We start from the raw sequence: 25,923 nt of genomic DNA, 5'->3' as shown, positions 1-25,923 counted from the left end.
TTCCTCGCGCCGGCTGGGCTTCGCCCAGGCGTCAGCCTTCGCTCGCTTCGCTCGCTCGGCCCATGGTCGGGGCGCCTGCTCGGTCTGGGTTGAGGGCGGACTTGCGTCCCGTCAGAACCAGCTGACTTGGTGGAATATGAAGGCGATGGCGAGGAACTGGATGAGGCGACCGCAGAACACCATGGTCAGGAACAGCCACTGCGGCTGCTTCGACGCCCCGGCCAGGATCGTCACGATCGCGAGCGGGGGCACCATGATCAGCGACGACATGAACACCGTGAGACCGCCGGAATAGGGCCTGTCCAGCAAGGTCAGGAGCCAGTCGTTGACCCTCTTGACCAGCTGGAAGAACTTCGTGCGGCCCAGTCGCCGACCGAGCTGGCGGGTCGAGGCGGAGAAGGCGTTGCGCGGCTTCTCCGGCTTGACCATGCGGATCTTGTTGGTGCCGCTACGGGCCAGCTGGAACACGAAGCCCTTGCCGATCGTGGTCGCAAAGACGTGCACCAGGATCAAGAACGCGAGGAAGGGGCGACTGTTGACCGTGGCCCCCGTAGCCACGACGTAGACCTCGGCGTTGACGAACATCGGCAGTAGCGCCGCCCCGATACCTACGGCGAATGCGACACCTATCAGTGCCAGTTCTTCACCGCCCATGATGCAGAAGCCTAGCCTCGGGGCTTGGTGGCAGTGACGAAGCGTGGCCGGTCGGCGAGGTCGGCGTGGTCACGCACCTCGACCCAACGGGGCAGGAAGACCGCCGGAGCGGACTCGCCCTGCGCGTCAGCATGCTCTGCTCCGACGACTCCGCCGGGCTTCAGCAACCGCCAGGCCACCTGATCGACCACTCGCATCGCGTCGAGCCCGTCGTCACCTGACCAGAGCGCCAACGCAGGGTCGTGGTCACGGGCCTCCGGGGCAACCGACTCCCAGGCGTCCAACGGGATGTACGGCGGATTGGCCACGACGACGTCGACCTGGCCGTCGAGGTCGCCGAACGCCTCGGCCATGTCGCCGAGACGCAGGTCGACGCCGGTGCCGGCCAGGTTGCGTTGTGCCCACTCGAACGCGGGCTCGTCGAGCTCGACAGCATGGACCTGCGCACCCGGCACCTCGTGGACGACCGACAACGAGATGGCGCCGGCGCCGGCGCACAGCTCGACGACGACCGGATTCTCGATCGTCTTGGCGTGATCGATCGCCCAGCCGGCCAGCAGCTCGGTCTCGGGTCGTGGCACGAAGACCCCGGGACCGACCTCGACGTCGACGTACCGGAAGGCGGCGCTGCCGGTCAGGTGCTGCAGCGGGGTGCGGGACGCCCGTGCGGCCACCATCGTCTGGAAGTCCTGCACCTGCCGCCCGTCGGGCTTGGCCTTGCCGAGCAGCATCATGCGCGGCACGCCGGTGACATGGCTGAGCAGGATCTCGGCGTCGTGGCGCGGTGATGCCACTCCCCCGGCTTCAAGGTCGATCGTGGCCTGTTCCAACAGCCGTTCTGCCTGGGTGCGCAGGGTCATTGTCCGCTTTCGACGGCAGCGAGACGCTCGGCGAGCTCGGCATCGACGAGCGACTTGATGACGTCGTCGAGCGCGCCGTCCATGACCTGGTCGAGGTTGTAGGCCTTGAACCCGGTGCGGTGGTCGGACAGCCGGTTCTCGGGGTAGTTGTACGTGCGGATGCGCTCCGAGCGATCGACGGTGCGGATCTGCGACTTGCGGGCATCGGACGCCTCGGCGTCGGCGGCGGCCTGCGCGGCCTCGAGCAGACGCGCCCGCAGGATGCGCATCGCCTGCTCCTTGTTCTGCAGCTGGCTCTTCTCGTTCTGGCAGCTCGCGACGACCCCGGTCGGCACATGCGTGATGCGCACCGCCGAGTCGGTCGTGTTGACGCTCTGGCCGCCGGGACCCGACGACCGGTAGACGTCGATGCGCAGATCGCTGTCGTTGATCTCGACGTCGATGTCCTCAGCCTCGGCCAGGACCAGGACGCCAGCGGCCGAGGTGTGGATCCGGCCCTGCGACTCGGTCACCGGGACACGCTGCACGCGGTGCACTCCGCCTTCGAACTTCAGCAGGGCGTGCGGAGCCTCGCCTGGTTCAGGGGTGCCCTTGGCCTTGACGGCCATCGTGACGGACTTGTAGCCACCCAGCGCCGACTCGGTCGCGTCGATGATCTCGGTCTTCCACCCACGGTGCTCGGCGTAGCGCGCGTACATCCGCTGCAGGTCACCGGCGAACAGAGCCGACTCCTCGCCACCCTCGCCGCCCTTGATCTCCAGCAGGATGTCCTTGGAGTCGGCGGGGTCGCGCGGCACGAGCAGCCGTTGCAGGCGCTCGGACAGCCGTGCAGCCGGGGCTCGAGCGCCGTGACCTCGTCGGCAAACCCGGCGTCCTCAGCGGCCAGCTCGCGCGCAGCCTCGAGGTCGTCGGTCGTCTGCTGGTAGTCGCGATAGGTCTTGACGATCGCCGTCAGCTCGGCGTACCGCTGACCGAGCTTCTTGGCCAGCTTGGGGTCGGAGTGCACCGACGGGTCGGCCATCCGTTCCTCGAGCTCGGCGTGCTCGGACACGAGTGTCTCGACTGCCTCGAACATCTAGGCCTCCTGGTGGGGCGGAACAACTCGGAACGACGGGCTGCTGGACGACAAACAACAACGCCGACCCGAGCCCGGAGGGCAGGGGTCGGCGCTGTGAGGTCGCTACTTCTTGGCGTAACGCTTCTCGAAGCGAGCCACGCGGCCGCCGGTGTCGAGAATCTTCTGCTTGCCCGTGTAGAACGGGTGGCAGGCCGAGCAGACGTCTGCGCGCAGAACGCCTTCAGGAGCGGTGCTCTTGGTCGTGAACGAGTTGCCGCAGGTGCAGGTGACCTGGGTCTCGACGTAATCGGGGTGAATGCCTTGCTTCATGATGTCCTCTCGGCGGTCGCTGGGTCGTATCGCGGGATGCGGTGCGTGAACCAGAACCAAGGATGAATTGTGCCAGTTGGCACCCTCTACAAGGAAATCGGGGCCGAAGTTATTCCCCGGACAGGGCCCTCGGGCTATCCCAGGCTGCGCCAAGCACGCCCTACCTCGCGAGCCGCATCGCCGGGCTCGACCCGGGATCCGACCTTGGTGGCTCAACGAGGTTCGCCATTCCTGCCGGCTCGGGCACCTTGTGAAATCGTGCCGCGCAGGCGCGCGTCCAGTCGGTCCGTGCTTGACGTACAAGTCGAGCGCGGCCGCATCGACGAGACCCGCACGACTCAGGGCCCATAGATCGTACAAGTCGCGAGAGGCTCGCCGGTCATGCCATGCAGACATCTTGGCCGCGACAAAGGCCGGTGGCGTGAGCACCTTGAGCTCCGCCGGCGGAGCATCGGAGTACCGCTGATGGAGGCTGGTCAGCTCAGTGGGCCAACTCGGGTAGCCCACGTCGGAGATCACCTGAACCTGCACCTGTACAACACCCTCGACCCTCAGGACCGCCGGTTGCGCACCATTTGTCTGCGCCAAGGGCGGGAACCACTCAACCACGCCGTGGGTGCGTGACAACGCTGATTCAAGACGCTCCGTGATGGCCATGCACATCTGGACTCGGTTTCCGGTCACCAGGAGATCGATGTCCTCGCTGAGCCGGAGATCGGGCAACAACGTGCGGCTCAGCGCGGTGCCACCGAAAAAGGTCAGATCGTCGCGTTCAGGCAATCTGCTCAGTGCCCCGAGGACATGAGAAATGAGGTGGTCGCGCCGGACCTGCGCTGGCCCCACCCCGTACCGGCGCTGCATGACTTCGCTCTCAGCAACGTCAAGGCCGATCGACCGCCGCTTGGGTGAGGTCATCGCAAGGCCGCAACTCGCGCCAACGTGGTCTTCCCGAAATGCTGCTCGTCGACAAGCCTGTCGACCTTGTCCCAGGTCACCCTGGATGCCAGGTTGCTCAACGCACTCAAGGCTTCGTCCCTCGCTCCCCCGAGGTCTGGCCGTTTCGCCAGGTCCAACAACGTTTGCTCTGGCGTCGTCACCAGCGCCCGCCCAGTCTCCAAGGCTTCCAGGCGAGCATCCAGCGCTATCGTGTCGCGAGCCACGAAGATCACGCGTCCTCCGCCATCGAGCGCCACTGGCCGGTGCTGCCGCGGACTCGCGACGACAGCGCTTCCCAAAGCCCTGGGAATGGCGTGGTGGATGCGTGCTGCGGTGATCCCCATGAGGACGATGTCGCGCTGTCCGAAGATGGCCGACGCGATCCCGGCTGCTGCTGCTTCCATGGTCGGTTTCCAATGAGCGCTTTGATCATCGGGAGTGGCCACGAAATAGCCATGCGCCAGGCGAACGACTGCCCCCTGAGTCGCCATTCGAGCGAGTGCTGCGCGTGGGTTCACATAGCGATCTGCGAGATCTTTAGGGCGCACCGTACGCAGAGGGGCTTGCGTCAGCTCCATCGGGGCTCGAACCATGGCGATCCTTTCACTATGCAAATTGTAGTCAATTAGATGACAATTCGCATACCGGTAGCGGGAACTGCTGGCAGTTCAACGGCAAGACAGCGCTGAAGACGCCCCCGAACGGTGGGACACTGCACGGATGCCTCTCCCCTACGCCATCATCGGCGCCGGACCGTCTGGGCTGGCCGGCGCACGCAACCTCGACCGCCGTGGCATCCCCTGGGTGGGATTCGAGCTGGGCGCCGACGTCGGTGGCCTGTGGAACATCGACGGGCCACGCAGCACGGTGTACCAGTCAGCCCATCTGATCTCGTCGCGGACGACGACGCAGTTCACCGAGTTCCCGATGCGCGAGGACGTCCCCGACTACCCCGACCATCGGGCGCTGCTGGCGTACTTCCGCGACTTCGCCGACACGTTCGGGCTGCGCGACCGCTTCCGGTTCGGCACCGAGGTCATCCTGGTCGAGCCCGCCGACGGAGGCTGGGACGTGACGAGCCGCAGCCCCGACGGGGAGGTCACCGAGCGGTTCGCCGGGCTCATCCTGGCCAACGGCACGTTGTCGGAGCCGAACATCCCGACGTTCGCCGGTGAGTTCACCGGCGAGATCATCCACACCAGCGCCTACAAGTCGGCCGAGATCTTCGCCGGCAAGCGGGTCCTGATCATCGGCGCCGGCAACAGCGGCTGCGACATCGCCGTCGATGCGGTCCACTACGCAGCATCAGTCGACCTCAGCGTGCGACGGGGCTACTACTTCGTGCCGAAGTACCTGTTCGGCAAACCGGCCGACACCCTCAACCAGGGGCGTCCGCTGCCCGCCCGGATCAAGCAGGCCGTCGACAGCCGGGTGCTCAGCTGTTCACCGGCGATCCCGTGCGGTTCGGCTTCCCGAGGCCCGACTACCGGATCTACGAGTCGCACCCCATCGTCAACACGCTGGTGCTGCACCACATCGGTCACGGTGACGTGCACGTGCGCAAGGACATCAACCGCTTCGACGGCGACACGGTGCACTTCGCGGACGGAAGCTCAGATGCGTACGACCTGATCGTGCTCGCGACGGGCTACCACCTGCACTATCCGTTCATCGACCGACGCCACCTCAGCTGGACCGGCGACGCACCCGATCTGCACCTCAACATCTTCACGCCCGTCCACGACAACGTGTTCGTCCTCGGCATGATCGAGGCCTCCGGCATCGGCTGGCAGGGCCGCTACGAGCAGGCTGAGCTCGTCGCGGCCTACATCCGGGCACGAGAGCAGGGTCGGTCCGCCGCCTTCGACCAGCAGATCCACGGTCCGCGACCAGACCTGAGCGGCGGCTACAAGTACCTCGGGCTCGAACGCATGTCGTACTACGTCAACAAGGACGCCTACCGCCGCGCCGTCGGCGAGGCCATCGAGGGCTGGACACATGATCTCTGCGGCAGACGTCGACACCATCAACATCGCGTTCAACGAGAGCTCGTTGACGCTGCTCAAGATCGTGATTGCGACGATCCTGTTCGGGATCGCCCTCGACACGCAGATCTCGGACTTCCGCGACGCCCTGCGCAAGCCGCGGGCGATGGCGGTCGCGATCGCCGGCCAGTTCGTCCTGCTGCCCGCGATCACGTTCGTGCTGACCCTGGTGCTCGACGTGCGCGGCTCGGTCGCGCTCGGGATGATCCTGGTCGCCTGCTGCCCGCCGGGCAACGTGTCGAACATCCTGACCCACCGCGCCAAGGGCGACGTGGCGCTGTCGGTGTCGATGACGGCCGTCTCAACGTCCTGGCGATCTTCCTGATGCCGCTCAACTTTGCCCTCTGGGGCGGCTGGCACCCGACCGGGACGAGTTCTTGCGTGACATCGACGTGACGCCGTGGGACATGCTGAGCGAGGTCGTGCTCGTGATCGGCGTGCCATTCGTGCTCGGCCTGACGGTTGCGCACGTCTGGCCGCAGGTCGCCCGAGCGGCACACCGGGCAGTCAGCAAGATCGCCTTCCTGGGCCTGGCCGCGATCATCGTGGTCGGCGTCGCCAAGAACTGGGACATCTTCATCGACTACATCGGCATCGTGCTGCTCGCGGTGTTCCTGCACGACGCGCTTGCGCTGGCTCTCGGGTACGGGATCGCGCGCGGCTCGGGCTTGAGCGACTACAGCCGCCGGGCGATGACGTTCGAGGTCGGCATCCGCAACGCCGGCCTCGGCCTCCTGCTGGTGTTCGAGTTCTTCGACGGCCTCGGCGGCATGGCGCTCGTCGCCGCGTGGTGGGGCATCTGGGGACATCATCGCCGGTCTCGCCCTCGCGACCTGGTGGGCCCGCCGCTCCCCCGAGCGCGAACGGGTCGACGCATGAGCGCGTCACGGGTGCTGGTGACCGGCGGCAACGGCTTCCTGGGGCGCTCGGTGGTCCGGGGCCTGGCGGCGTGCGGGCTGGATCACGTCGTCAGCACCGACATCGCTCTGCCCGAGTCGTCGGCCCCCGGCGTCGTGCACGAGATCGTCGACGTGACCGACGCTGTCCAGGTCGGTGAGGCACTGGCACGACACCAGGTCGACACCGTCGTCCATCTCGCCTCGATCGTCAACCCTGGCAAGGGCATGTCCGACTCGATCGCCTACCGCGTGGACGTCGACGGTTCGCGGCACGTCGTCGAAGGATGCGTGGCGCACGGGGTGCGCCGGATCGTCGTGTCGTCGAGCGGCGCGGCCTACGGTTACCACGCCGACAACCCGGCCTGGATCACCGAGGACCAGCCGGTGCGCGGCAACGACGTGTTCGCCTACAGCCGGCACAAGCGACTCGTCGAGGACTGCTGGCGTCCACCCGCCGCGATCACCCGAGCTGGAGCAGGTCGTGCTGCGCATCGGCACGATCCTCGGCCAGAGCGTCGACAACCAGATCACCGACCTGTTCCGCCGCAAGCGGTTGCTCAAGATCGCCGGCGCGGACTCCCCCTTCGTCTTCATCTGGGACGACGACCTGGTCGCGATCATGGTGCGCGCCGTCACCGGCGACGTGACCGGCACGTTCAACGTCGCCGGCGACGGCGCCATGACGATCGACGAGATCGCACGAGCGATGGGACGCCCGACGCTCGTCCTGCCTGAGCGCCTGCTGCGCACGGCACTCGGCGATCGCGAAGCCGCTGGGACTGACTGAGTACGGCCCGGAGCAGACGATGTTCCTGCAGCATCGGCCAGTGCTCGACAACACCCGGTTGAAGGAAGTCTTCGGCTTCACCCCTGAGCTCACGTCACGCGAGGCGTTCGCGGCCTGGCGCGACAGCCATCCTGACTAGCCATGCCGGTTACCCTTCGGACGCCTCTGCCCTGGCGGCATCGGTGGCAGCGATGCAGCTGCTCCAGCAAGGCGGCGAACGTGCGCAGGTCGGCGGGGTCGGCTGCCTCCAGCACCGGGTGCATGTGCCGGGCCAGTACACCGAACATCGAGACTCCGACGGAGCGGGCCGACTCGGTCATCTCGATGTGCACCGCCCGGCGATCGAGCGGCAGCTGGGAACGCTCGATGTGACCGGCCTGCTCGAGCCGGGTCAGCATCGCCGAGGTCGCCGGGGGGCTCAGGGCCAGGACGTCGCTGAGCTCCTTGGGGCTGGACGCCTTGCCTTCCATGATGAGCGACAGCGCCGTCAGATCGGTCCGGTGCATCGTGTGGAGATGACTCATCTCGGCCATGTAGCGCTCGACGCTGTTGACGAACGTGCGCAGCTCTCGCACCACGCTCAGGGCATCGTCCTGGTCTCGCGCTGCGTCATCCACGAGGACAGCATACTATTTCTTTCATGGAATCATTCGATGATGGAAATACCCGGTCGTCTGGGAAGGTGCTCCACGCTCTGATCGGGCCGCGATCGAAGTTCCTCGTCATCGCCCTGTTCCTGCTCGTGTCGGGCGTGCTGCTCACGGCGGGACTCACCGCACGCGAGAACAATGCCCCGACGGCCCTGCTCCCCGACTCAGGCGAGTCGACCAAGGTCGTCGAGCTGCAGCGCAGCCTCCCGACCAGCGCCACGTCACCGGCCTTCGTCGTCCTCAGCGCCGACAAGGAGACCCTGCGCGCCGACGGCGACGCCGCCGCCAAGGCTGCGACCTCGGCGCTGCAGAAGTTCTCCGTGGCCGACGAGCCACTCACCGCTGTCTTCTCGGACGACTCGACGATCGGGTTGATCGCGGTTCCGCTGGACGCCGTGTCCGGCAAGGAGCAGATCGACGAGCTGCGGACAACCGTCGCCGCAGCCGTCCCCGACTCCGTCACGGCCCAGGTGACCGGTGCCCCCGCCTTCCAGTCCGACTTCTCCGACGTCTTCGCCGGCGCCGACGTGCGACTGCTCATCACGACGGCGTCCGTCGTCGCGCTGCTGCTGCTCATCACCTACCGCAGCCCGTGGCTCTGGCTGGTCCCGCTGACCGTGGTCGCCGTCGCAGACCGGGTCGCCGTGACCGCGGTGGCGGGGGCGACCAAGCTGTTCGGCTTCTCGGTCGACGGCTCCACGATCGGCATCACGTCGGTGCTCGTCTTCGGCGCCGGAACCAACTACGCGCTGCTGCTGATCGCGCGGTACCGCGAAGGCTGCGCCGCCACGACGACCGTCACGCCGCGATGCGATCGGCCTGGCGGCAGGCCGCCCCCGCGATCCTCGCCAGCGCCGGCACCGTGATCCTCGCGCTGCTCGTCCTGACTCTCGCCGACTCCCCCTCGAACCGGGTGCTGGGCTACTCCGCCTCGATCGGCATCGCCGTCGCCGCGATCTACGGGCTGGTCATGCTTCCTGCGGCCATGGTGCTGTTCGGGCGCCGGTTGTTCTGGCCGTTCGTCCCTCGGGTCGGCGAGGCCGATCCGGCCCGCACGGGCCTGTGGTCGAAGATCGGAGCGCACGTCGTCGCCCGTCCCGGTCGGGTCGCCCTGGGCAGCCTGGCCCTGCTGCTGTTGCTGGCGATCGGTGCCGTCGGCGTGAACATCGGACTGTCGCAGAACGACCGGTTCCGCGAGACACCCGAAGCGGTGACCGCTCAGGAGACTCTCGCGAAGGGATTCCCGGCTGGCGCTGCCGAACCCACCGTGGTCCTCACGACCCCTGACCGGGTCGACCGGGTCGTCGGGCAGCTGCAAGGAGTCGACGGTGTCGCGTCGGTGCGTCCCGGCCCCGCCAGTGAGACCCGCGCCCAGCTCGACGTCGTCCTAAGCTCCGAACGGGGATCGGAGCAGTCTTCCGACACGATCAAGGCGATACGCGCCGAGCTGAGCGACACCGAGCTCGTCGGTGGACCCGATGCGCAGGATCTCGACTCCCGCTCCGCGACGATCAACGACTTCACCCTGATCGCGCCGCTGGTGCTTGCCTGCGTGCTCCTGATCCTGCTCCTGCTGCTGAGGTCTGTCGTGGCCGCGATCGTGCTGGTGCTGACGGTCGTCGCCACCTACGTCTCGGCGATCGGGCTGGGCTGGTTCATCTCGGAGCACCTGTTCGGATTCCCGGCGCTCGACCTGGGAGTACCGCTGTTCGCGTTCATCTTCTTGGTCGCGCTCGGCGTCGACTACAACATCTTCTTGACCACGCGGGCCCGCGAGGAGGCCCGGACCCAACCAGTGGCCGGCGCCATGACGACGGCCCTGGCCGTGACGGGCGGAGTCATCACGAGCGCCGGCATCCTGCTGGCATCGGTGTTCGCGGTGCTCGGCGTCCTGCCGCTGATCATGCTGACGCAGGTCGGCATCATCGTGGGTCTCGGCGTCCTGCTCGACACGCTCGTGGTGCGGAGCCTGCTCGTCCCAGCGCTCGCCACGCTGCTGGGCGAGCGCTTCTGGTGGCCCGGGCGCCCGAAGCCCTGATCACCGACCAGGAGCGGGATGATCAGGCAGGCAGCAACTTCTCGATGTCGCCGCGGATCTTCTCCGGCTTGGTGGCCGAGCCGTAACGCTTGACGACCTTGCCGTCGGTGTCGATCAGGAACTTGGTGAAGTTCCACTTGATCTTCGACGGCCCCAAGCCGCCCTTCTCCTCCTTGAGCCACTGGTACAGCGGATGCGCACCGTCACCGTTGACCTCGATCTCGGAGAACAGCGGGAACGTGACGCCGAAGTTCTTCTCGCAGAACGTTGCCGTCTCCTCGTCGCCGTCGGGGTTCTGGTGGCCGAACTGGTCGCACGGAAATCCCAGCACGACCAGACCGCGGTCGACGTACTCCTGGTAGACCGCTTCGAGGCCCTTGAACTGAGGCGTGAACCCACATTGCGTCGCGGTGTTGACGACAAGCAGGACCTTGCCCTTGTAGTCAGCGAGAAGGCGCTCGGTGCCGTCGATCGCGGTGGCGGAGAAGTCATAGGCAGTGGTCATGAATAGAGAATATCGGCCAGAGCGGAACCTGCTCTCCGAATCGCACATTTGCCCATAGCCGCAACGAAGTTCGTGGGTTGACGTACTCTGGGTATCAACGGATTCGCGACCGTCTGGTCAGTCACGAGGAGCTGGGTCCGCCGGATTGGGAGGTCCGACCATGAAGAAGTTTTCCTGCGGTGACGTCGTGCCAGGCTGTGAAGCGAGCTGGGTCTGCTCCACCGACGACGACATCTTGAGCAACGTCGCGGCACATGCCGCCGCCGACCACGGCTTGCTCGAGGTCTCGGCCGAGCTCGTCGCCGCCGTACGAGCGAACATCACCACCGTGAGCTGACGCCATGGACCGCATCCTTCGCGATGCCGATCCGAACGCCGACCCCCAGCTCACGGCGCGCAGCGATCCGGACGTCGCAGTCGGCTACTCGCCGATCCTCGACGTCGCACGCGGCTCGCCCGCCGGCTACCAGGCCGTCGCACTCGACGGGCCGGCCACGAGCCGAGACAACACGGTCGCCATCATCCGGGCCGCTCTGTCAGCCTTCTGGCAGCTGCCCACCAACACCTTCATCTCGATACCGATCCCGTTGCACCGCCTCGGCGATCCGCTCGTCCGCGACGCCCTGCGACAGCATGGCGACCTGGCCGGGATCGTGCTCGACATCACCGACTTCACCCCCACGATCAGTCCAGCCACCGAGGTCGCGCTCGACGACGTGCGAGCCGCAGGGGCACTGCTGTCCGTCGGCGGCCGTGAGACGGCGCAGCCCGAGCTGGGCAGCATCATCCGGCTCCGTCCGTCGATCGTCCGACTCGGTCACGCCTGGATCGCCGACCTCGACCAGTCAGCGACCAAGCGCACCGCGATCGAGGTCACCGGACGTCTCACGGCGCAGCTCGACGCATGGATCCTGGCCGAAGCGGTCAGCACCGGCGCCGAGCTGCGTGCGCTCTCCGAGCTCGGCGTCCCCCTGGCGCAGGGGCCGTTCATCGGCCAGGCCCAGTCCGTGTGGGCCGACATCGACGAGGCCACGATCAGGGTCCTGCCCCATGCCCCATCAGCCTCCGACGGACAGCTGCGCGCCCTCCTGCGACAGGCCTACACGACGACCGACCAAGCTGCCGCCGAGCACGTGCTTCCCGAAGCCAGCGGCTACGAGTCCGTCGTCGTCATCGACGACACCCGTCGGCCCGTCTCGCTGCTGACCCGTGGCACGTTCGGACGCTGGGAGCCCACGGCGGTCCTGACGATCCACGTCGACACCCCGGTCGCCGAAGCCGTCTCCCGGGCGATGAGTCGCCCGCCCGAGACCCGATTCCTCCCGCTGGTGTGCACCGACGCGGCCGGCCGCTTCCTCGGCATCCTCAAGATCGAGGACGTCGTGACCCACCTGACCGGAGCATGACGCGAGGGGTGCACCCGTGACCGGATGCACCCCTCATCATGAATCAAGCTCATCGTGATTCAGCTCAGCGTCAGCCTGGTATCAGCTAGCAGCGCCTTCGGCAGGCACCGTCTTGTTGATCTGCAGCAGGAACTCGGCGTTGGTCGGCGACTTCTTGAGCTTGTCGAGCACGAGCTCGAGCGCCTGCGGGCCCTCGAGGTTGGCCAGCACCCGACGGAGCTTCCAGACCACGGCCAGCTCGTCGGCGCTCATCAGCAGCTCTTCACGACGGGTGCTGGACGCGTTGACGTCGACAGCCGGGAAGGTGCGCTTGTCGGCCAGGTCGCGGCGCAGACGCAGCTCCCAGTTGCCGGTGCCCTTGAACTCCTCGAAGATGACCTCGTCCATCCGCGAACCGGTCTCGACCAGCGCGGTGGCCAGGATCGTCAGCGACCCGCCGTCCTCGATGTTGCGTGCCGCGCCGAAGAACTTCTTCGGCGGGTAGAGCGCCGATGCGTCGACGCCACCGGACATGACCCGGCCCGAGGCCGGTGCTGCCTGGTTGTAGGCACGGCCGAGACGGGTGATGCCGTCGAGCAGCAGCACGACGTCGTGACCCAGCTCGACGAGACGCTTGGCGCGCTCGATCGCCAGCTCGGCAACCGTCGTGTGGTCGGTGACCGGTCGATCGAACGTCGACGCGATGACCTCGCCCTTGACGGTGCGCTGGAAGTCGGTGACCTCTTCGGGACGCTCGTCGACCAAGACGATCATCAGGTGGCACTCGGGGTTGTTGGTCGTGATCGCGTTGGCGATCTGCTGCATGATCATGGTCTTGCCGGCCTTCGGCGGCGAGACGATCAGGCCACGCTGACCCTTGCCGATCGGCGAGACCAGGTCGATGATCCGTCCGGTCAGGCCGGCGGCATCGCTCTCAAGGCGCAGGCGCTCCGACGGGTACAACGGGGTCAGCTTGGAGAACTCGACGCGCTTGTTGGCCTCGTCGAGCGTCATCCCGTTGACCGAGTCGATCTTGACCATCGGGTTGAACTTCTCCTTGCGCTCGCCCTCACGGGGCTGGCGCACCTGGCCGACGACCGCGTCGCCGCGACGAAGGCCCCACTTGCGGACCATCGACAGCGAGACGTACACATCGTTCTCGCTGGGCAGGTAGCCCGTCGTGCGGACGAATGCGTAGTTGTCGAGGATGTCGAGGATGCCGGCAGCGGGCACCAGGATGTCGTCCTCGGTGTAGGAGGTGTCGACGTCGAGGCCCGTGCGACCGCCTGAACGGTTGCGCCCGCGGCGGTTGCGACGACGTCCGTTTCCGTCTTCATCGTCGTCGGCGACAGCCGCTGCAGCGGCCTGTCCCTGCTGGTTCTGCGGGTTGTTCTGGTTGCGGTTCTGGTTGTCACCGCGGTTCTGGTTGTCGTTGTTGCGACCAGCGTTGCGACCCGCGTTACGACCTTCGTTGTTGTTCTGGCCGTTCTGGTTGTTCTGGTTGCGGTTGCGGTTGCGGTTGCGTCCGCCCTCGCTCTCGTCGTCCTTGGCCTCGTCGACGGCGGGTGCCTCGGCCTTCGGCGCATCCTTCTTGGCAGCAGCCTTGGGCGCGTCAGCCTTGGCAACCTCGGCCTTCGGCGCATCAGCCTTGGCGGGCTTGGCATCGTCTGCCGTGGCCTCGGCAGCGTCGTCCTTCGCGGCAGGCTTGCGCTTGCGCGGGGCGCGGGTCGCCTTGACCGGCGCATCGCCGGCAGCGGCGTTGTCAGCCGGGGCCGACGCCTTCTCGGCGGCCGGCTCGCTCTTGGTCTCGGGCAGCACCGGAGCGTTGGTCGGGGCGTCGACGACTGCCGGGCTCGAGGCTGCCTTCACAGCGGCCTTGGTCGAGGTGCCAGCGTCACCGCGGGCGATCTTGATCGCATCGATCAATGCACCCTTGCGCATCTTCTGCGCTCCGGTGATGCCGAGCTCGGCGGCAATCTCCTGCAGCTCGGCGAGCACCTTTCCACCCAGCCCTCCCCCGGTTCGCTTGGGGGCGCTGGCCGCGGCCGAAGGCGCGGAAATGTCAGGTGTCGTGGTGGTATCAGTCACGTGGGTTCCTTTTGATGGGGGCACAAGGCCAGTGATCCGGGAAACCGGAACGCATCAAGGCTTGACTCGTATGAACGGGCGCCTCGTACGACACTGCGCACTTGCGTGATCACTGTCGGGGAGATGAACTCAACTCCGACTCATCCACCATAACACCATGAGGTCCGGCAGTCCGGCCCTTGGGGCAGACGTCGGCACCCTGGTGTCAGATGACCCGAGCGCCCGGCTGATCGACCGTCAGCTCGTGCACGGCCCAGCCCTCGGGGGCGTGATCGGCCACACCTCGTGCGAATGCCAGGACCGTCGGGCCTGCACCCGAGATGATCGCCGGGATGCCCTCGACCCGCAGCTGACGCAACAGCTTGTACGAATCGGGCATCGCCTCCGCGCGGTACGACTGGTGCAGCCAGTCCTCCGTCGCCGAGATCAGCCGGTTCGGCGCCACCGTCAGGGCCGCGATCAACAGGGCAGCTCGCCCCGCATTGGCGGCGGCATCGCGGTGCGGAACCAGCTCGGGCAGCAGTCCACGCGCCTTCTCGGTCGACACGGCCGCAGGCGGGACGAAGACCGTCACGTCGACCTCGGTCTGCAACCGCTCGACCTCGGCAGCAGCGCCATCGGTCCACGCGATCGTGAGTCCGCCGAACAGGGCGGCCGCGACGTTGTCGGGATGTCCTTCGATGTCGACCGCGAGCTGGAACGCCGACGCGTCGTCGAGCAGCAAGCCACCGCCCTCGACGAGCGCCCGGGCCAGCACGATGCCGCCGACGATCGCGGCGGACGACGAGCCCAGTCCTCGCCCGTGGGGGATCACGTTGGTGCAGGTCAGGCGCAGCCCGTCGGGGCGCCCGCCGATCAGGTCAAAGGTCGCGTGCATGGCCTGGACGACCAGATGGGTCTCGTCGAGCGGCACGCCGTTGCTGCCCTCGCCGGTGACCCTGATCTCCAGTCCGCTGTCGATCGTCTCGGCCGTGACGGTGTCGTAGAGGTCGAGCGCCAGGCCGAGGGCGTCGAAGCCCGGGCCGAGGTTGGCACTCGACGCCGGCACCTCGACCGTGACCGGTCCGCTGACGAACGTCACAGCAGGCCGGCGGCCGCTGCGGCAGCGTCGACGTCGGCCTCGATGACCGCGTCGACCAACGTGCCGATGCCCGACAACGCCGTGTCGATGTCCTTGAGCCCGTGGCCGGTGACGGTGACCGCGATGGTCTGTCCGGCCTCGACCTTGCCGGCTGCTGCCTTGGCCAGCAGGCCTGCGACGCTGGCAGCCGAGCCCGGCTCGACGAAGATGCCTTCGTTCGAGGCAAGGTCGCGCTGCGCCTGCAGGATCTGCTCGTCGCTGACCGAGTCGATCAAGCCGCCTGAGTCGTCGCGGGCGGCCTCGGCGAGATGCCAGGACGCCGGGTTGCCGATGCGGATCGCGGTAGCGATCGTCTCGGGGTGCGGGATCGGGGCGCCCTGCACGATGGGGTCGGAGCCCTTGGCCTGGAAGCCCCACATCTCGGGAGTCTTGCTCGCGATGCCCGCCTCGGCGTACTCGCGGTAGCCCAGCCAGTAGGCCGAGATGTTGCCGGCGTTGCCGACCGGCAGGACGTGCAGGTCGGGGGTGGCTCCGAGCGCGTCGACGATCTCGAACGCCGCCGTCTTCTGACCCTGCAGACGCACCGGGTTGACCGAGTTGACCAGCGCGACGGGGTACTTGTCGGCCAGCGCACGTGACAGCTGCAGGCACTCGTCGAAGCCGCCCTTGACCTGGATGACCTCGGCACCGTGCATGACGGCCTGCGCCATCTTGCCGGCTGCGATCTTGCCGTGCGGGACCAGCACGATGGGGGTCAGCCCCGCCTGCGCGGCGTACGCCGTCATGGAGGCGGAGGTGTTGCCGGTGGAGGCGCACACGACGGCCTTCGCACCTTCGCCGAGCGCGACCGACACTGCGGCTGTCATGCCGCGATCCTTGAACGAGCCGGTCGGGTTGTTGCCCTCGACCTTGACCCAGACGTCGCCGCGGACGATGCCCGACAGCCAGGCCGAGTGGACGAGCGGCGTACCGCCTTCACCCAGCGTGACCACGGGAGTCTCGGCGGTGACCGGGAGCCACTCGCGGTACTCCTCGATCACGCCACGCCACAGGTGAGCCATCAGAATCCTCCCTCGACGCGCATCACCGATGTCACGTCACGCACCATGTCGAGCCCACGCAGCGAGTCGACGGTCGCTGACAGCGCCGCATCCTCGGCCTCGTGGGTCACGATGACCAGCTGGGCATCTGACCCGCTGCCTTCTTGCCGAACAGTCTTGATCGATACGTCGAACGCTGCGAAGGCGTTCGCGACCGAAGCGAGCACACCGGCACGGTCGTCGACGTCGATCGACACGTGGTAGCGGGTGCGGGCCCGGCCCATGTCGAGGACCTCGAGGTCTGCATGGGTCGACTCGCCTGGCCCGAAGACGTCGCTGCGGCGGTTCCGCGCGACCGACACGACGTCGCCCAGGACGGCGCTGGCCGTCGGCGAACCGCCGGCACCCGGGCCGTAGAACGTCAGCCGGCCGGCAGCCTCGCTCTCGACGAACACCGCGTTGTACGCGCCGTGGACGCTGGCCAGGGGGTGGGTCAGTGGGATCATGGCGGGGATGCACGCGGGGCAGAGACCGCGGCGCCGTCGGGGGTCTGGCGCTTCTCGCAGATCGCGAGCAGCTTGACGACACACCCCATGGCATCGGCCGAGCGGACGTCGGCGGCAGTGACGTCGGTGATGCCCTCGCGGTGGACGTCGGCGATCGTGACCCGCGTGTGGAATGCCAGCCCGGCCAGGATCGCGGCCTTCGCCGCAGCGTCGAATCCCTCGATGTCGGCGGTCGGATCGGCCTCGGCGTAGCCCAGGCGCTGTGCCTCGTCGAGGGCCTCGGAGAAGCCCTGCCCGGTGGTGGTCATGGCGTCGAGGATGAAGTTGGTGGTGCCGTTGACGATGCCGAGGACACGCTCGACCCGGTCGCCGGCCAGCGACTCGCGCAGCGGTCGGACGATCGGGATGGCGCCGGCGACAGCAGCCTCGAAGTAGAGATCGCGTTCGGCCTTGCGGGCTGCCTCGAACAGCGTCGCGCCGTCCTCGGCGAGCAGCGCCTTGTTCGCGGTGACGACGGATGCGCCGTTCTCGAGTGCGGTGAGGATCAGCTCGCGTGCCGGTTCGATGCCGCCGATGACCTCGATCACGACGTCGATGTCGCCGCGCGAGACGAGTCCGACCGCGTCGGTCGTGAACAGCTCGTCGGGGACGTCGAGGTCACGTTCGCGCCCCAGACGACGTACTGCGATGCCGGCCAGCTCGAGCGGCGCGCCGACGCGCTGGGCCAGCCGATCGGCGTCACGCGTGAGCAGTCGGGCGACTTCCGTGCCCACGACACCGCAGCCCAGCAGGGCAACACGGAGCGGACGACCGGGGGACCACGAGGATGCGCTCACGGGTCAAGGGTATCGGCGCGCGGACTGCCACGGACCACTCCCCGATTCCGTCATGAGACGTGCGACGGGTAGGACCGAGAAAACGGTTGCCCGATTCTGTCGTCACGATCCACAGACACGCTCGTCTCATCCCCGAGCGCAGTCATTGCGCGCGGCACGGAGCGTCCCCTCTGGACCTCAAGGCCGCCTGATGTTCGGAGTATTCGTGTTCGTGTCCCCCCGTCGCAGCTGCTGCCCTCCTGGGAGCGCTCGTAGCCATTGCCGTGTCTCCCCTGTCGAGCGTTGCGCCAGCCGTCGCCGACGTGCCCTCTCCCGCCGTCGCCGCCGCCTTCGACGCTCCCCGCTGCGACGGGACGACGAGCCGAGACCCCGCCACCGGAGACGGCGACGTCGACAACCTGTTGAGCGTGTTCGGAGGACGGCTGGCCGCCTACAACGCGGGCGGTGTCGTGCCGCTGTACGACTCGTCGGGGTACGCCACCGGCGCCTACCCGCCCCTGTGCGGCGTCCGCTACGTCGCGTCGGCTGGCGGTCCCGTGTCGGAGTGGATGTTCTGCACCGATCTGAAGTCACATGTGTGTGGCGACACCGACGAGGACGGCAACCTGACGGAGGGCTCGACCCCCGTGGACCCGCTCGAGAAGAAGGCCACGAATCCCCCGCCTCACCGCCGACCAGGAGAAGGTCATCGCCTACCTGGTCCAGCACGGCCACTCCTATGACGGCGTCGGCAACCAGTCGTGGGGCGGCGTGACCACAGCAGTCGCGAACGAAGACAGCAACAAGCGCATGGCTCTGCAGTCGCTCATCTGGTGCGTCAGCGACACGCCTCCGGCCGGATCGGACCTGCTCGCCACCTGCGCCCGCTCGATGGATGCCGCCGAGCAGGCCCGCATCCTCGCGCTGGTTCCGGAGAATCCGACGATCACCCTCGCCTTCAGCCCGGGCGGCGCCACGCTGGCCGTCGGGGACACCGCAAAGTTCACTCTCACGACCAACCTGTTCGGCCAGCCGATCGACATCACGAAAACAGGCACCGCAACCACGACGCTGACGGTGTGCGAGGGAGCCGCGACCTTGACCGACGGCACCTTGACGGTGCCGTCGAGCGGTTCGACGGCCGCGCGGACCATCACCTTGTGCGCTGAGGCGACTGCGGCCGGGACGATCGCCCTCGTGGCCGAGGCTGAGCCCGCCTCGACGACGCACATCGGCTGGAACCAGAGCCCGACCGTGGTCGACGACAAGGCCTGCCAGGTCTTCGCCGCGTTCTACACCGATCAGCAGGCCGCCGTGCGTTCCTCGGCCACGGCGACGTTCGCCGCAGCCCCCGTGGTCACGCCGACGACACCTGCGCCGACGGCCCCCACCACGACCGCGCCGACGACACCTGCGCCCACGACGCAGCAGCCGACCGACGAGGAGGACGATGACACGACCGAGGAGACCTCCGAGTCCGACGACGAGACCCTGCCCGACACCGGCGGCCCGCTGTCGCCGCTGCTGCTCGCGCTGGCAGGTTCGCTGATCGTGGCGGGCGCGGGGATCGCCTTCGCAGCCAACCGGACCCGCACTCCACGCAAGCACTGATCGAGCGCCCCCGATCCTGCGCAGACACAATGTCTGCATAGGATCGGGAGCGACGGGGGTCGCAGGGCCCCGCTGATTTTCGATTCGGGGAGCACCATGAACAGTTCTGCGCCCATGCACACGCGCCGCCGAGGAGCTACTGGCCTGATCGCCGCGGTCGTGACCGCCTGCCTGATCTTCACCGGCATGACGATCCAGTCGGCGCAGGCCGCTGACACGGGGTCGATCACGGGCAAGGTCTTCACCAAGGCGGTCGGCGGAGCCGAAGTCGCTGTCAAGTCCGGCTACATCTACCTGTATCGCCAGGGAAGTGACGGCTACTATTCGAGCGTCGACCGCAACCCGTCCACACCACTCACAGATTCCTTTCAGTTCGTTGGAAACACGTTCACTCTGAGCGGTCTGAAGGCCGGCAACTACAAGTTCGAGATCGCCGGCGTCGAAGCTGTCGACGGTGGACGCTACCAACGGGAGCACTACAACGACGCCGAGTACATCTATGACGCGACGGCCATCGCGGTCTCAACCGGCGTCAAGACTGTCGACAAGATGGTGCTCGAACCCGCTGGTCAAATTTCAGGCCGCGTCACAGATGCCGCAGGTCAGCCGCTTGCCAATGCCACTGTGTCTTTCGAGCGCACTTCTGACGGCGGATCGTTCGGGGTGTCCACAAACGCCAACGGCGAGTACTCCTCGACCAACATCTTCGGGGGCGGCCTCGTCAAGGGTGCTTTTCGGGTAGCCGCGAGCCACTACCCCTACTCGGGCAACCCGGACACTCCTTCGCACGAGCAGGAGTACTGGCAGAACGCCACGTCGTACGGCACAGCTACTCCCGTGAACGTGACTCCCGGCGCGACCACTGGTGGTATCAACTTCACCCTTGACGTCGCACCCCGCATCCGACTGACCGTCAAGGATGCCGCGGGCAGGCCCCTGGCCAACACCAACGTCGGCATCTGGGTGAAGTACAACGGAACATGGGGCCCGTATCAAGCAGGACCCAACACGACTGACAGCAAGGGTGTCTTCCGCAAGACAACCCGCATCGGTGACGAGTACAAGTTCTTCATCACTCCCCCGGCCAGCGTCGGTGGCACGACGAAGTGGTTCGACGGCGCCTACAGCGAAGCCGCCGCCACGGTCGTCAAGACCACCGATCGCCAGGTACGGAACATCGAGATCAAGCTCGATCCGGCCCCGACGGTCAGCGGAACGGTCCGGGCAGGCAAGGCGCTGGCTGCCAAGCCCAGCCCTGGCAGCCAGTTGAAGACCGATCTGACCTACCAGTGGACCGCCGGAGGTGCGGCAGTGCGCGGCGCCACCAAGTCGACATTCAAGCTCACCAACACGCAGGCCGGCAAAGCTGTCGCGGTCAGGATCACTGGCAAGACAGCCGACTCGGCCACCCGCACCGAGACCTCAGCTGTGACTGCCAAAGTCACTGGAGTTCTGTCTCCGAAAAAGGTCACGGTCACCGGCACCCGCAAGGTCAGCAAGAAGCTGCGCGCCGACACAGCTGCATGGGGCGCCAAGCCGGTCAAGCTGAAGTACCGCTGGTACCGCAACGGCAAGGCGATCTCGGGTCAGACGAACCGGTACTACAAGCTGCGCAAGGCCGACAAGGGCAAGCGCATCTCGGTGCGCGTCTACCAGTCCAAGACGTCGTACCTGACGGCCAGCAAGCTCAGCGCGAAGACTGGCAAGGTCAAGTAGCCGGGGCGGTCCCAAGAAAAATACTGCGGCACGCGTCATGAACAGACGCGCTGATCGTCTTCATGTGCACAGGCGTTTGATCACGCTGGCTCCTTGGTGTGATCAAACGCCTGTGCTGTGTCATGGGGTGCTGTGTCATGGCGTGCCGCTGTGAACCGTCACGCGTGTGGCCAGCGCTGCGGCCGTCACCGCCGCGATCGCGGCGATCGCAAGCACCAGGACATAACCCGTCATCGCGTCGATCGTCAGCATCACGGCGAAGACGACGCTGCCGATCGCGAGCACGAGCGACTGCACGACCGCTTCGTTGGTCTGCATCGCCGCACTGTTGGCGCCCTGCTCCTGCGGCGCGGAGTGATCCAGCAGCAGGACCCCGAGAGTCGGCGCTGCCATTCCCATGCCGAGGCCTCCGACGCTCCACAGCGCCGCGGCGGCCGCCAGCGGAACTGACGAGTCCAGGGTCAGGAACGAGGCGCCGATCGCCACGAGCACCCCCCAGCGCGCCCAGACGCACGCGCAAGGCCTTGGAAGCCAACGCGGGCACGTGGGCAGCCAGCCAGGACCCGGTGAACCAGAGGACAGCCGCCGAGGTCAGGAACAGACCAGCCTGGGTCACCGTCAGGCCGCGGTGCTCGACGAGCGACAGCGGCACGTACGTCTCGGCGCTGAAGTAGCCCGCACTCAGCAGACCGCGCACCGCGATGACGCTGGGCAGGCCACGACGGCCGCGCCAGGTCCCGGGCGGGAGCAGTCGCGGCGCGTTGACCACGACGAGCAGGAAGCCGCCGACGAGCAGGGCTGGCCACCAGACGTACGTGCGCTGGCCGGCGACGCTGACTGCCAGGATGCCCCCGGCGATCAGCACCGACCACCACGTCTGCCGGTGGGCAGGACGCACGTGAGGATCACCATCGATGGCGCCGAGGGCAGAGCGGATCAGGATCATCGCGACGACCGCGAGCCCCGGAACGGCCAGGAAGACCCACCGCCATCCGACTGCCTCCGCGATGAATCCCGCGATCACGGGGCCGACCAGCGCTGGTAACAGCCACGCGCTCGTCAGGACGGTGAAGACCCGCGCACGCAGGTGCTCGGGGAACGTCCGACCGATCACGACGTACAGCCCCACGGAGACCAGCCCCATACCCAGCCCCTGCACGATCCGCCCGAACAAGAACATCGGCATCGTGGTCGAGAGTCCTGCCACGAAAAGACCCGCCGAGAAGACCGCCACGCCGGTGCGCAGCGCACGCCCCGGACCGTGCCGGTCGATCTCGGGACCGGCCACCGTCATCGACACGATGCCGACGGCGATCGGCGCGGCGAATGCCAGGGCGTACAGCTGGAGCCCGTCGAGCTGTCTCGCCACCTCGGGCATGACCGTCGCGACGGCCAGCGCCTCGAAGGCGACGAGGAAGGCAAGGGCGAAGATGCCGGCCACGACCGGACCGTGCGGGCCGAACCAGAGCCGTTCCGGCCTCGTGGAGGTCGTCGTCACCGCAGTGCGTCCGGGATCAGGACGACCTTGCCGTGCGTCGCCCGTGCTTCCATCGCCCGGGTGGGCGCCGCTCGCATCGGACAGGGCGAACCGGGAGTCCACGAGAGGCACCCGCGACCCGTCGGCTGCGCGCGCGAGCGCCTCGGTCTCCAGCGACCGCAGTCCGCCGGGCCGTGCGAGCATCTGCGGGCCGAGCACCATCGTCGCGATCTTGGTCGGATCGTCGTAGACCGGCGGGTCGTCGCTGAACCAGCCGTACTGGGCGACGCGTCCCCCCGGGCAAGCAGCCGTAGGCCGCACTGCCCGCGGCTCCGCCGACGGCATCGAACACGATCGTCGCCACATCACCGCCGAGCTCGCGACGGACCTCGCTGTCCCATCCCTCGGTGCGGTAGTCGGCTGCAAGATGTGCCCCCTGCTCGCGAGCGATCGTGAGCTTGTCGGCCCCGCCTGCCAGCGCGACGACGGTTGCCCCGGACTCCCGGGCGGCCTGGATCAGCAGTACGCCCAGGCCGCCGGCTGCGGCCGTCACCAGCACGATGTCATCGGGTCCGATCGGGACGAGGTCGAGGATGCCAACGGCAGTCCGTCCCGTGCCGATCGCGGCGACTGCCGCCGTCGCCGCCATGGCGTGCGGCAGCTCGTGCAGGTTCGCGACCGCGGTCACGGCCTGCTCGGCGTATCCTCCGCTCGCCAGGCCGAGGTGCGCGACGACGCGCTTGCCCAGCCAGGCGGGATCGACGCCCGGTCCGATCTCGTCGACCTGCCCGGAAACCTCACGTCCAGGAGTCATGGGCCGTTGCGGCTGATGGACCGCACTCGTAAACCCCTGACGCAGCACGGTGTCGAGGTAGTGGACCCCGCACGCCTCCACGGCCATGCGCACCTGCCCCTCTCCTGCCACGAGGTCGGGGATCTCTTGGTGCAGAAGAACCTCGGGTCCGCCGTGCTCGTACTGCCGAATTGCATGCATGCTGCTCCTTCTCGCGGTGTTTCCACCACTCCACAACCTCAAGCGCACTTGAGGTCAAATCACGTGGCCCGAGGGTCGTCGATCCAGCCCCGAAGCAGGGTGCGAAGGTGGAGCGGTGCCGAATCACGAAACACCCGACCGCGCCGCACGCCGCGCGTCGCTGCTGGCCGGCGCCCGAGCCTCCATCCCCTACGCTGCGGTGAGCTTCCTGATGTCGATGTCCTTCGGCATCCTGGCCCTGCAGGCCGGGTTCCATGCCGAGGCCGCGATCATCATGTCCGCGATCGTGTTCGCCGGCTCGGCACAGTTCGCCGCCGTCGCGATCATCGCCTCGGGAGGGACCGCCGGTGCTGCCATCGCCGCGGCAGCCCTCATGAACTCGCGATTCCTGCCGATGGGTATCGCCTTGGCTCCCTCGCTCCCGGGCCGGGCCGCCTGGCGAGCCACCCAGGGGCAAGCCGTCGTGGACGCGTCGTGGGCCATGTCGAGCCGCGGCGACGGCACCTTCGACCGATGGTTCCTGTTCGGCGCCACCGCCCCGCAGTACGCGATGTGGCTCGGCGGGACGATCTTCGGGGCGCTGGGCAACAGCCTGTTCTCCGATCCCGACAAGTGGGGCCTCGATGCGATCTTCCCGACGTTCTTCCTGGCGCTGCTCGCGACCGAGATCAAGGACCGCACGACGCTCGTGATCGCGATGGCCGGAGCTCTCGTGGCACTCAGCCTCGTCGAGGTCGCCCCGCCGGGCGTCCCGGTCCTGGCTGCCAGCCTCGTCGCCCTGTGGGGGCTGCGTCGAAGGACAGGAGAGGCCGGATGAGCCCGACCATCTGGTGGACCATCGCGGGGTGCACGGTCGTGACGATCGCCATCAAGGCCGTCGGACCGGTCGCCCTCGGTGGTCGCGACCTGCCACCACGGCTGAACGGCATGATCGCCATGATGGCGCCGGCGCTGCTCGCGGCACTCGTCGTCACCAACGCGCTGGCCGACGGCGACACCTGGCAGATCGGCGCCAACACGGCCGGAGTCGCGGCCGGCGGCCTGGTCCTGCTTCTTCGCCGCCAGGTGCTTCTCGCGGTCGTGGTCGCAGTCGCCGTCACCGCCGCCATCCGGTACCTGTCTTGAGACCTCAAGTATCGTTGAGGTCATGACGTCCAAGCACCCGAGCTCGCGCCCAAGGAGGTCGCCGAGCGCTCCGGGGTCGCCGTGTCCGCGCTGCACTTCTACGAGCGCGAAGGACTCATCAGCAGCACCCGCACGACGGGCAACCAGCGGCGCTACCACCGCGACGTGCTGCGTCGTATCGCGTTCATCCGGGTGTCGCAGCGCCTGGGCATCCCGCTGTCGCGGATCAGCGAGGCTCTCGACACGCTGCCCGACGACCGCGTGCCGACCAAGGCCGACTGGTCACGGCTCTCACGTGGGTGGCGCGCCGACCTGGAGGCCCGCATCGACCAGCTCCAGCGACTGCGCGACGACCTCGACGGCTGCATCGGCTGCGGCTGCCTGTCGTTGCGGGCTTGCTCGCTCTACAACACGAATGACGAGCGCCGCCCCGAGGAGCGGGCCCCCAGCGCCTCTAGGTCGACTGACCGGGGAAGCTGATGGAAGGACTCGCTCACCCCGCCCATGGACCGGCCTGGCATTCGTCTGGGGGCTCACCGACCTCGTGGATGGTGTGGCCTCCACAGGCCATCTTGGTCACGCTGGCTCCCTCGATGCGCGACACGGTGAACCATCTCATCGCGTCGCGCAGGCGGCACCATCCAATGAGGTACCACTGGCCGTTCGAGGAAGCGAAGAGCACGGGCTCGACGTCGCGGGTGGTCGCATCCCCATCTCTTGACACGTAGCGAATGCGGACGACTCGCTGCTCGGTCATCGCCTCCTCCAGTGCCGACCTGATGCCGCGCGGAGCCGAGGGGGGCGCGTTGACCCAGACACGGTCGGCCAGCGCGTCGGCTTTGGCTCGGGTCTTGGGATCGAGGACGTCGAGGATCTTCTGGATCCCGGCTGCTGCCAGATCGGAGTAGGGGGCATCAGGTGCGGCGGACACGGCCGCCATGAGCGCCACGGCCTGAGCCGCAGACAGGCTGACCGGAGGCAAGGAAGCCCCCACCACGACGCCGTAGCCACCGCCTGGACCCGGACGCGACCAGATCGGCGCGCCACTGCGTTCGAGCGCATCGAGATCTCGCTTGACGGTGCGCACGGACACGCCGAACTCTCTCGCCAGCCGCTCAGCGGAGCAACCCCGTGGCCCGTTCCGTCGCAGCATCTCGGACAGGGCATGAAGTCGTTCGGCTCGCTTCACCTCTCGACGCACTTCACATTCATGACACAAATAGTGACATGCAGCTGTCCATAGGAGCCACCAAGGTGGAGACATGACAACTCTGCACACCAGTCCCACCATCATTCTCATTGCCGGCCCCTGGCTGGGCGCTTG

The 25,923-nt window shown here is 67.5% G+C and carries 23 protein-coding genes and 6 pseudogenes; 14 read left to right on the top strand and 15 right to left on the bottom strand.

Annotated features, from left to right (window positions below):
• Window positions 1-111 precede the first annotated feature (111 nt).
• The 6 genes and pseudogenes from ACHMWU_RS00655 to ACHMWU_RS00630 all read right to left on the bottom strand — a co-directional run bounded on the left by ACHMWU_RS00655 (window position 112) and on the right by ACHMWU_RS00630 (window position 4,415).
• Window positions 112-654 (bottom strand): hypothetical protein, encoded by a 543-nt coding sequence (locus ACHMWU_RS00655; protein ID WP_396041205.1) that lies wholly within the window; start codon window positions 652-654, stop codon window positions 112-114.
• A gap of 11 nt (window positions 655-665) precedes the next feature.
• Window positions 666-1,514: a peptide chain release factor N(5)-glutamine methyltransferase gene (prmC, locus tag ACHMWU_RS00650; RefSeq protein WP_396041203.1), complete on the bottom strand. Its 849-nt coding sequence runs from the start codon at window positions 1,512-1,514 to the stop codon at window positions 666-668.
• A pseudogene (gene prfA / locus ACHMWU_RS00645) lies at window positions 1,511-2,589 on the bottom strand (peptide chain release factor 1). Before prfA ends, prmC begins: the two are co-directional and overlap by 4 nt.
• A 105-nt stretch (window positions 2,590-2,694) precedes the next feature.
• On the bottom strand, window positions 2,695-2,901 hold the full coding sequence (gene rpmE, locus ACHMWU_RS00640) for a 50S ribosomal protein L31 (protein ID WP_309968218.1): 207 nt from the start codon (window positions 2,899-2,901) through the stop codon (window positions 2,695-2,697).
• Window positions 2,902-3,153: 252 nt separating this feature from the next.
• Window positions 3,154-3,762: pseudogene (locus tag ACHMWU_RS00635) on the bottom strand (nucleotidyl transferase AbiEii/AbiGii toxin family protein); the annotation flags it as partial.
• Window positions 3,763-3,812: 50 nt separating this feature from the next.
• Window positions 3,813-4,415: a type IV toxin-antitoxin system AbiEi family antitoxin gene (locus ACHMWU_RS00630; protein ID WP_396041202.1), complete on the bottom strand. Its 603-nt coding sequence runs from the start codon at window positions 4,413-4,415 to the stop codon at window positions 3,813-3,815.
• Window positions 4,416-4,557: 142 nt separating this feature from the next.
• Here ACHMWU_RS00630 and ACHMWU_RS00625 point away from each other — a divergent pair.
• The 4 genes and pseudogenes from ACHMWU_RS00625 to ACHMWU_RS00610 all read left to right on the top strand — a co-directional run.
• Window positions 4,558-5,205, top strand: a pseudogene (locus tag ACHMWU_RS00625) (flavin-containing monooxygenase); the annotation flags it as partial.
• 89 nt (window positions 5,206-5,294) lie between these two features.
• A pseudogene (locus ACHMWU_RS00620) lies at window positions 5,295-5,561 on the top strand (NAD(P)/FAD-dependent oxidoreductase); the annotation flags it as partial.
• Window positions 5,562-5,835: 274 nt separating this feature from the next.
• Complete coding sequence (locus tag ACHMWU_RS00615) at window positions 5,836-6,207, top strand: bile acid:sodium symporter family protein (protein WP_396041806.1); 372 nt, start codon at window positions 5,836-5,838, stop codon at window positions 6,205-6,207.
• Window positions 6,208-6,259: 52 nt separating this feature from the next.
• Window positions 6,260-7,516 carry an NAD-dependent epimerase/dehydratase family protein gene (locus tag ACHMWU_RS00610; protein WP_396041200.1) on the top strand — a complete coding sequence of 419 codons (1,257 nt, stop codon included), beginning with the start codon at window positions 6,260-6,262 and terminating at the stop codon, window positions 7,514-7,516.
• 141 nt (window positions 7,517-7,657) lie between these two features.
• Here the strand turns inward: ACHMWU_RS00610 and ACHMWU_RS00605 are convergent, their stop codons facing one another.
• The gene (locus ACHMWU_RS00605; protein ID WP_396041198.1) at window positions 7,658-8,185 is read right to left on the bottom strand and encodes a MarR family winged helix-turn-helix transcriptional regulator; all 528 of its coding nucleotides are present in this window, start codon (window positions 8,183-8,185) and stop codon (window positions 7,658-7,660) included.
• 23 nt (window positions 8,186-8,208) lie between these two features.
• Here ACHMWU_RS00605 and ACHMWU_RS00600 point away from each other — a divergent pair.
• Together ACHMWU_RS00600 and ACHMWU_RS00595 are read left to right on the top strand one after the other, a co-directional pair.
• Window positions 8,209-9,263 (top strand): annotated as a pseudogene (locus ACHMWU_RS00600) (MMPL family transporter); the annotation flags it as partial.
• Window positions 9,264-9,377: 114 nt separating this feature from the next.
• The gene (locus ACHMWU_RS00595; protein WP_396041805.1) at window positions 9,378-10,256 is read left to right on the top strand and encodes an MMPL family transporter; all 879 of its coding nucleotides are present in this window, start codon (window positions 9,378-9,380) and stop codon (window positions 10,254-10,256) included.
• Window positions 10,257-10,278: 22 nt separating this feature from the next.
• Here ACHMWU_RS00595 and ACHMWU_RS00590 read toward each other — a convergent pair whose 3' ends face one another.
• Window positions 10,279-10,761, bottom strand: coding sequence for a glutathione peroxidase (locus ACHMWU_RS00590; RefSeq protein ID WP_396041197.1), 483 nt, complete (start codon window positions 10,759-10,761; stop codon window positions 10,279-10,281).
• Window positions 10,762-10,921: 160 nt separating this feature from the next.
• On the opposite strand from ACHMWU_RS00590, the gene ACHMWU_RS00585 reads away from it, so the two are divergent.
• The gene (locus tag ACHMWU_RS00585) at window positions 10,922-11,098 is read left to right on the top strand and encodes a DUF1059 domain-containing protein (RefSeq protein WP_396041195.1); all 177 of its coding nucleotides are present in this window, start codon (window positions 10,922-10,924) and stop codon (window positions 11,096-11,098) included.
• A 4-nt stretch (window positions 11,099-11,102) separates the two neighbouring features.
• Window positions 11,103-12,167, top strand: a complete 1,065-nt coding sequence (locus tag ACHMWU_RS00580; RefSeq protein WP_396041194.1) for an EAL domain-containing protein — start codon at window positions 11,103-11,105, stop codon at window positions 12,165-12,167.
• 81 nt (window positions 12,168-12,248) lie between these two features.
• Here ACHMWU_RS00580 and rho read toward each other — a convergent pair whose 3' ends face one another.
• From rho to ACHMWU_RS00560, 4 genes and pseudogenes are all read right to left on the bottom strand, one after another.
• Complete coding sequence (gene rho / locus ACHMWU_RS00575) at window positions 12,249-14,234, bottom strand: transcription termination factor Rho (protein ID WP_396041192.1); 1,986 nt, start codon at window positions 14,232-14,234, stop codon at window positions 12,249-12,251.
• Between the two features lie 205 nt (window positions 14,235-14,439).
• Window positions 14,440-15,315, bottom strand: coding sequence for a homoserine kinase (gene thrB, locus ACHMWU_RS00570; protein ID WP_396041191.1), 876 nt, complete (start codon window positions 15,313-15,315; stop codon window positions 14,440-14,442).
• Complete coding sequence (thrC, locus tag ACHMWU_RS00565; RefSeq protein WP_396041189.1) at window positions 15,312-16,376, bottom strand: threonine synthase; 1,065 nt, start codon at window positions 16,374-16,376, stop codon at window positions 15,312-15,314. The genes thrB and thrC overlap by 4 nt, the downstream gene beginning before the upstream one ends.
• Window positions 16,376-17,697, bottom strand: a pseudogene (locus ACHMWU_RS00560) (homoserine dehydrogenase). Before ACHMWU_RS00560 ends, thrC begins: the two are co-directional and overlap by 1 nt.
• Window positions 17,698-17,999: 302 nt before the next feature.
• Here ACHMWU_RS00560 and ACHMWU_RS00555 point away from each other — a divergent pair.
• The 3 genes from ACHMWU_RS00555 (at window position 18,000) to ACHMWU_RS00545 (ending at window position 21,003) form a co-directional block, all read left to right on the top strand.
• Complete coding sequence (locus ACHMWU_RS00555) at window positions 18,000-18,419, top strand: hypothetical protein (protein WP_396041187.1); 420 nt, start codon at window positions 18,000-18,002, stop codon at window positions 18,417-18,419.
• Window positions 18,420-18,447: 28 nt separating this feature from the next.
• Window positions 18,448-19,287, top strand: a complete 840-nt coding sequence (locus ACHMWU_RS00550; protein ID WP_396041186.1) for a hypothetical protein — start codon at window positions 18,448-18,450, stop codon at window positions 19,285-19,287.
• Window positions 19,288-19,446: 159 nt separating this feature from the next.
• Window positions 19,447-21,003 carry a carboxypeptidase-like regulatory domain-containing protein gene (locus ACHMWU_RS00545; RefSeq protein WP_396041184.1) on the top strand — a complete coding sequence of 519 codons (1,557 nt, stop codon included), beginning with the start codon at window positions 19,447-19,449 and terminating at the stop codon, window positions 21,001-21,003.
• Here ACHMWU_RS00545 and ACHMWU_RS00540 read toward each other — a convergent pair.
• Complete coding sequence (locus ACHMWU_RS00540) at window positions 20,996-22,501, bottom strand: MFS transporter (RefSeq protein ID WP_396041183.1); 1,506 nt, start codon at window positions 22,499-22,501, stop codon at window positions 20,996-20,998. The genes ACHMWU_RS00545 and ACHMWU_RS00540 overlap by 8 nt on opposite strands.
• A gap of 16 nt (window positions 22,502-22,517) precedes the next feature.
• Window positions 22,518-23,474, bottom strand: coding sequence for an alcohol dehydrogenase catalytic domain-containing protein (locus ACHMWU_RS00535; protein ID WP_396041182.1), 957 nt, complete (start codon window positions 23,472-23,474; stop codon window positions 22,518-22,520).
• 115 nt (window positions 23,475-23,589) lie between these two features.
• Between ACHMWU_RS00535 and ACHMWU_RS00530 the strand changes: the two genes are divergently transcribed.
• From ACHMWU_RS00530 to soxR, 3 genes are all read left to right on the top strand, one after another.
• Window positions 23,590-24,291: an AzlC family ABC transporter permease gene (locus ACHMWU_RS00530; protein WP_396041181.1), complete on the top strand. Its 702-nt coding sequence runs from the start codon at window positions 23,590-23,592 to the stop codon at window positions 24,289-24,291.
• Window positions 24,288-24,599, top strand: a complete 312-nt coding sequence (locus ACHMWU_RS00525) for an AzlD domain-containing protein (RefSeq protein WP_396041180.1) — start codon at window positions 24,288-24,290, stop codon at window positions 24,597-24,599. Before ACHMWU_RS00530 ends, ACHMWU_RS00525 begins: the two co-directional genes overlap by 4 nt.
• A gap of 81 nt (window positions 24,600-24,680) precedes the next feature.
• Complete coding sequence (gene soxR, locus ACHMWU_RS00520) at window positions 24,681-25,079, top strand: redox-sensitive transcriptional activator SoxR (RefSeq protein WP_396041178.1); 399 nt, start codon at window positions 24,681-24,683, stop codon at window positions 25,077-25,079.
• A gap of 13 nt (window positions 25,080-25,092) precedes the next feature.
• On the opposite strand, the gene ACHMWU_RS00515 is transcribed toward soxR, so the two are convergent.
• Window positions 25,093-25,863: a helix-turn-helix transcriptional regulator gene (locus tag ACHMWU_RS00515; protein WP_396041804.1), complete on the bottom strand. Its 771-nt coding sequence runs from the start codon at window positions 25,861-25,863 to the stop codon at window positions 25,093-25,095.
• Window positions 25,864-25,923 lie beyond the last annotated feature (60 nt).

It is taken from the genome of Aeromicrobium sp. UC242_57, assembly GCF_044452305.1.
In the GTDB taxonomy this organism is placed as follows: Bacteria; Actinomycetota; Actinomycetes; order Propionibacteriales; family Nocardioidaceae; genus Aeromicrobium.
This window is presented reverse-complemented; position numbering and strand designations above follow the sequence as displayed.

Coding starts and splice junctions, on each gene's coding strand:
- rpmE (WP_309968218.1), bottom strand. CDS start 2,901: ATGAAGCAAGGCATTCACCCCGATTACGTCGAGACCCAGGTCACCTGC.
- ACHMWU_RS00515 (WP_396041804.1), bottom strand. CDS start 25,863: ATGTCTCCACCTTGGTGGCTCCTATGGACAGCTGCATGTCACTATTTG.
- ACHMWU_RS00585 (WP_396041195.1), top strand. CDS start 10,922: ATGAAGAAGTTTTCCTGCGGTGACGTCGTGCCAGGCTGTGAAGCGAGC.
- ACHMWU_RS00630 (WP_396041202.1), bottom strand. CDS start 4,415: ATGGAGCTGACGCAAGCCCCTCTGCGTACGGTGCGCCCTAAAGATCTC.
- thrC (WP_396041189.1), bottom strand. CDS start 16,376: ATGGCTCACCTGTGGCGTGGCGTGATCGAGGAGTACCGCGAGTGGCTC.
- ACHMWU_RS00535 (WP_396041182.1), bottom strand. CDS start 23,474: ATGCATGCAATTCGGCAGTACGAGCACGGCGGACCCGAGGTTCTTCTG.
- ACHMWU_RS00590 (WP_396041197.1), bottom strand. CDS start 10,761: ATGACCACTGCCTATGACTTCTCCGCCACCGCGATCGACGGCACCGAG.
- ACHMWU_RS00655 (WP_396041205.1), bottom strand. CDS start 654: ATGGGCGGTGAAGAACTGGCACTGATAGGTGTCGCATTCGCCGTAGGT.
- ACHMWU_RS00525 (WP_396041180.1), top strand. CDS start 24,288: ATGAGCCCGACCATCTGGTGGACCATCGCGGGGTGCACGGTCGTGACG.
- prmC (WP_396041203.1), bottom strand. CDS start 1,514: ATGACCCTGCGCACCCAGGCAGAACGGCTGTTGGAACAGGCCACGATC.
- ACHMWU_RS00580 (WP_396041194.1), top strand. CDS start 11,103: ATGGACCGCATCCTTCGCGATGCCGATCCGAACGCCGACCCCCAGCTC.
- ACHMWU_RS00615 (WP_396041806.1), top strand. CDS start 5,836: ATGATCTCTGCGGCAGACGTCGACACCATCAACATCGCGTTCAACGAG.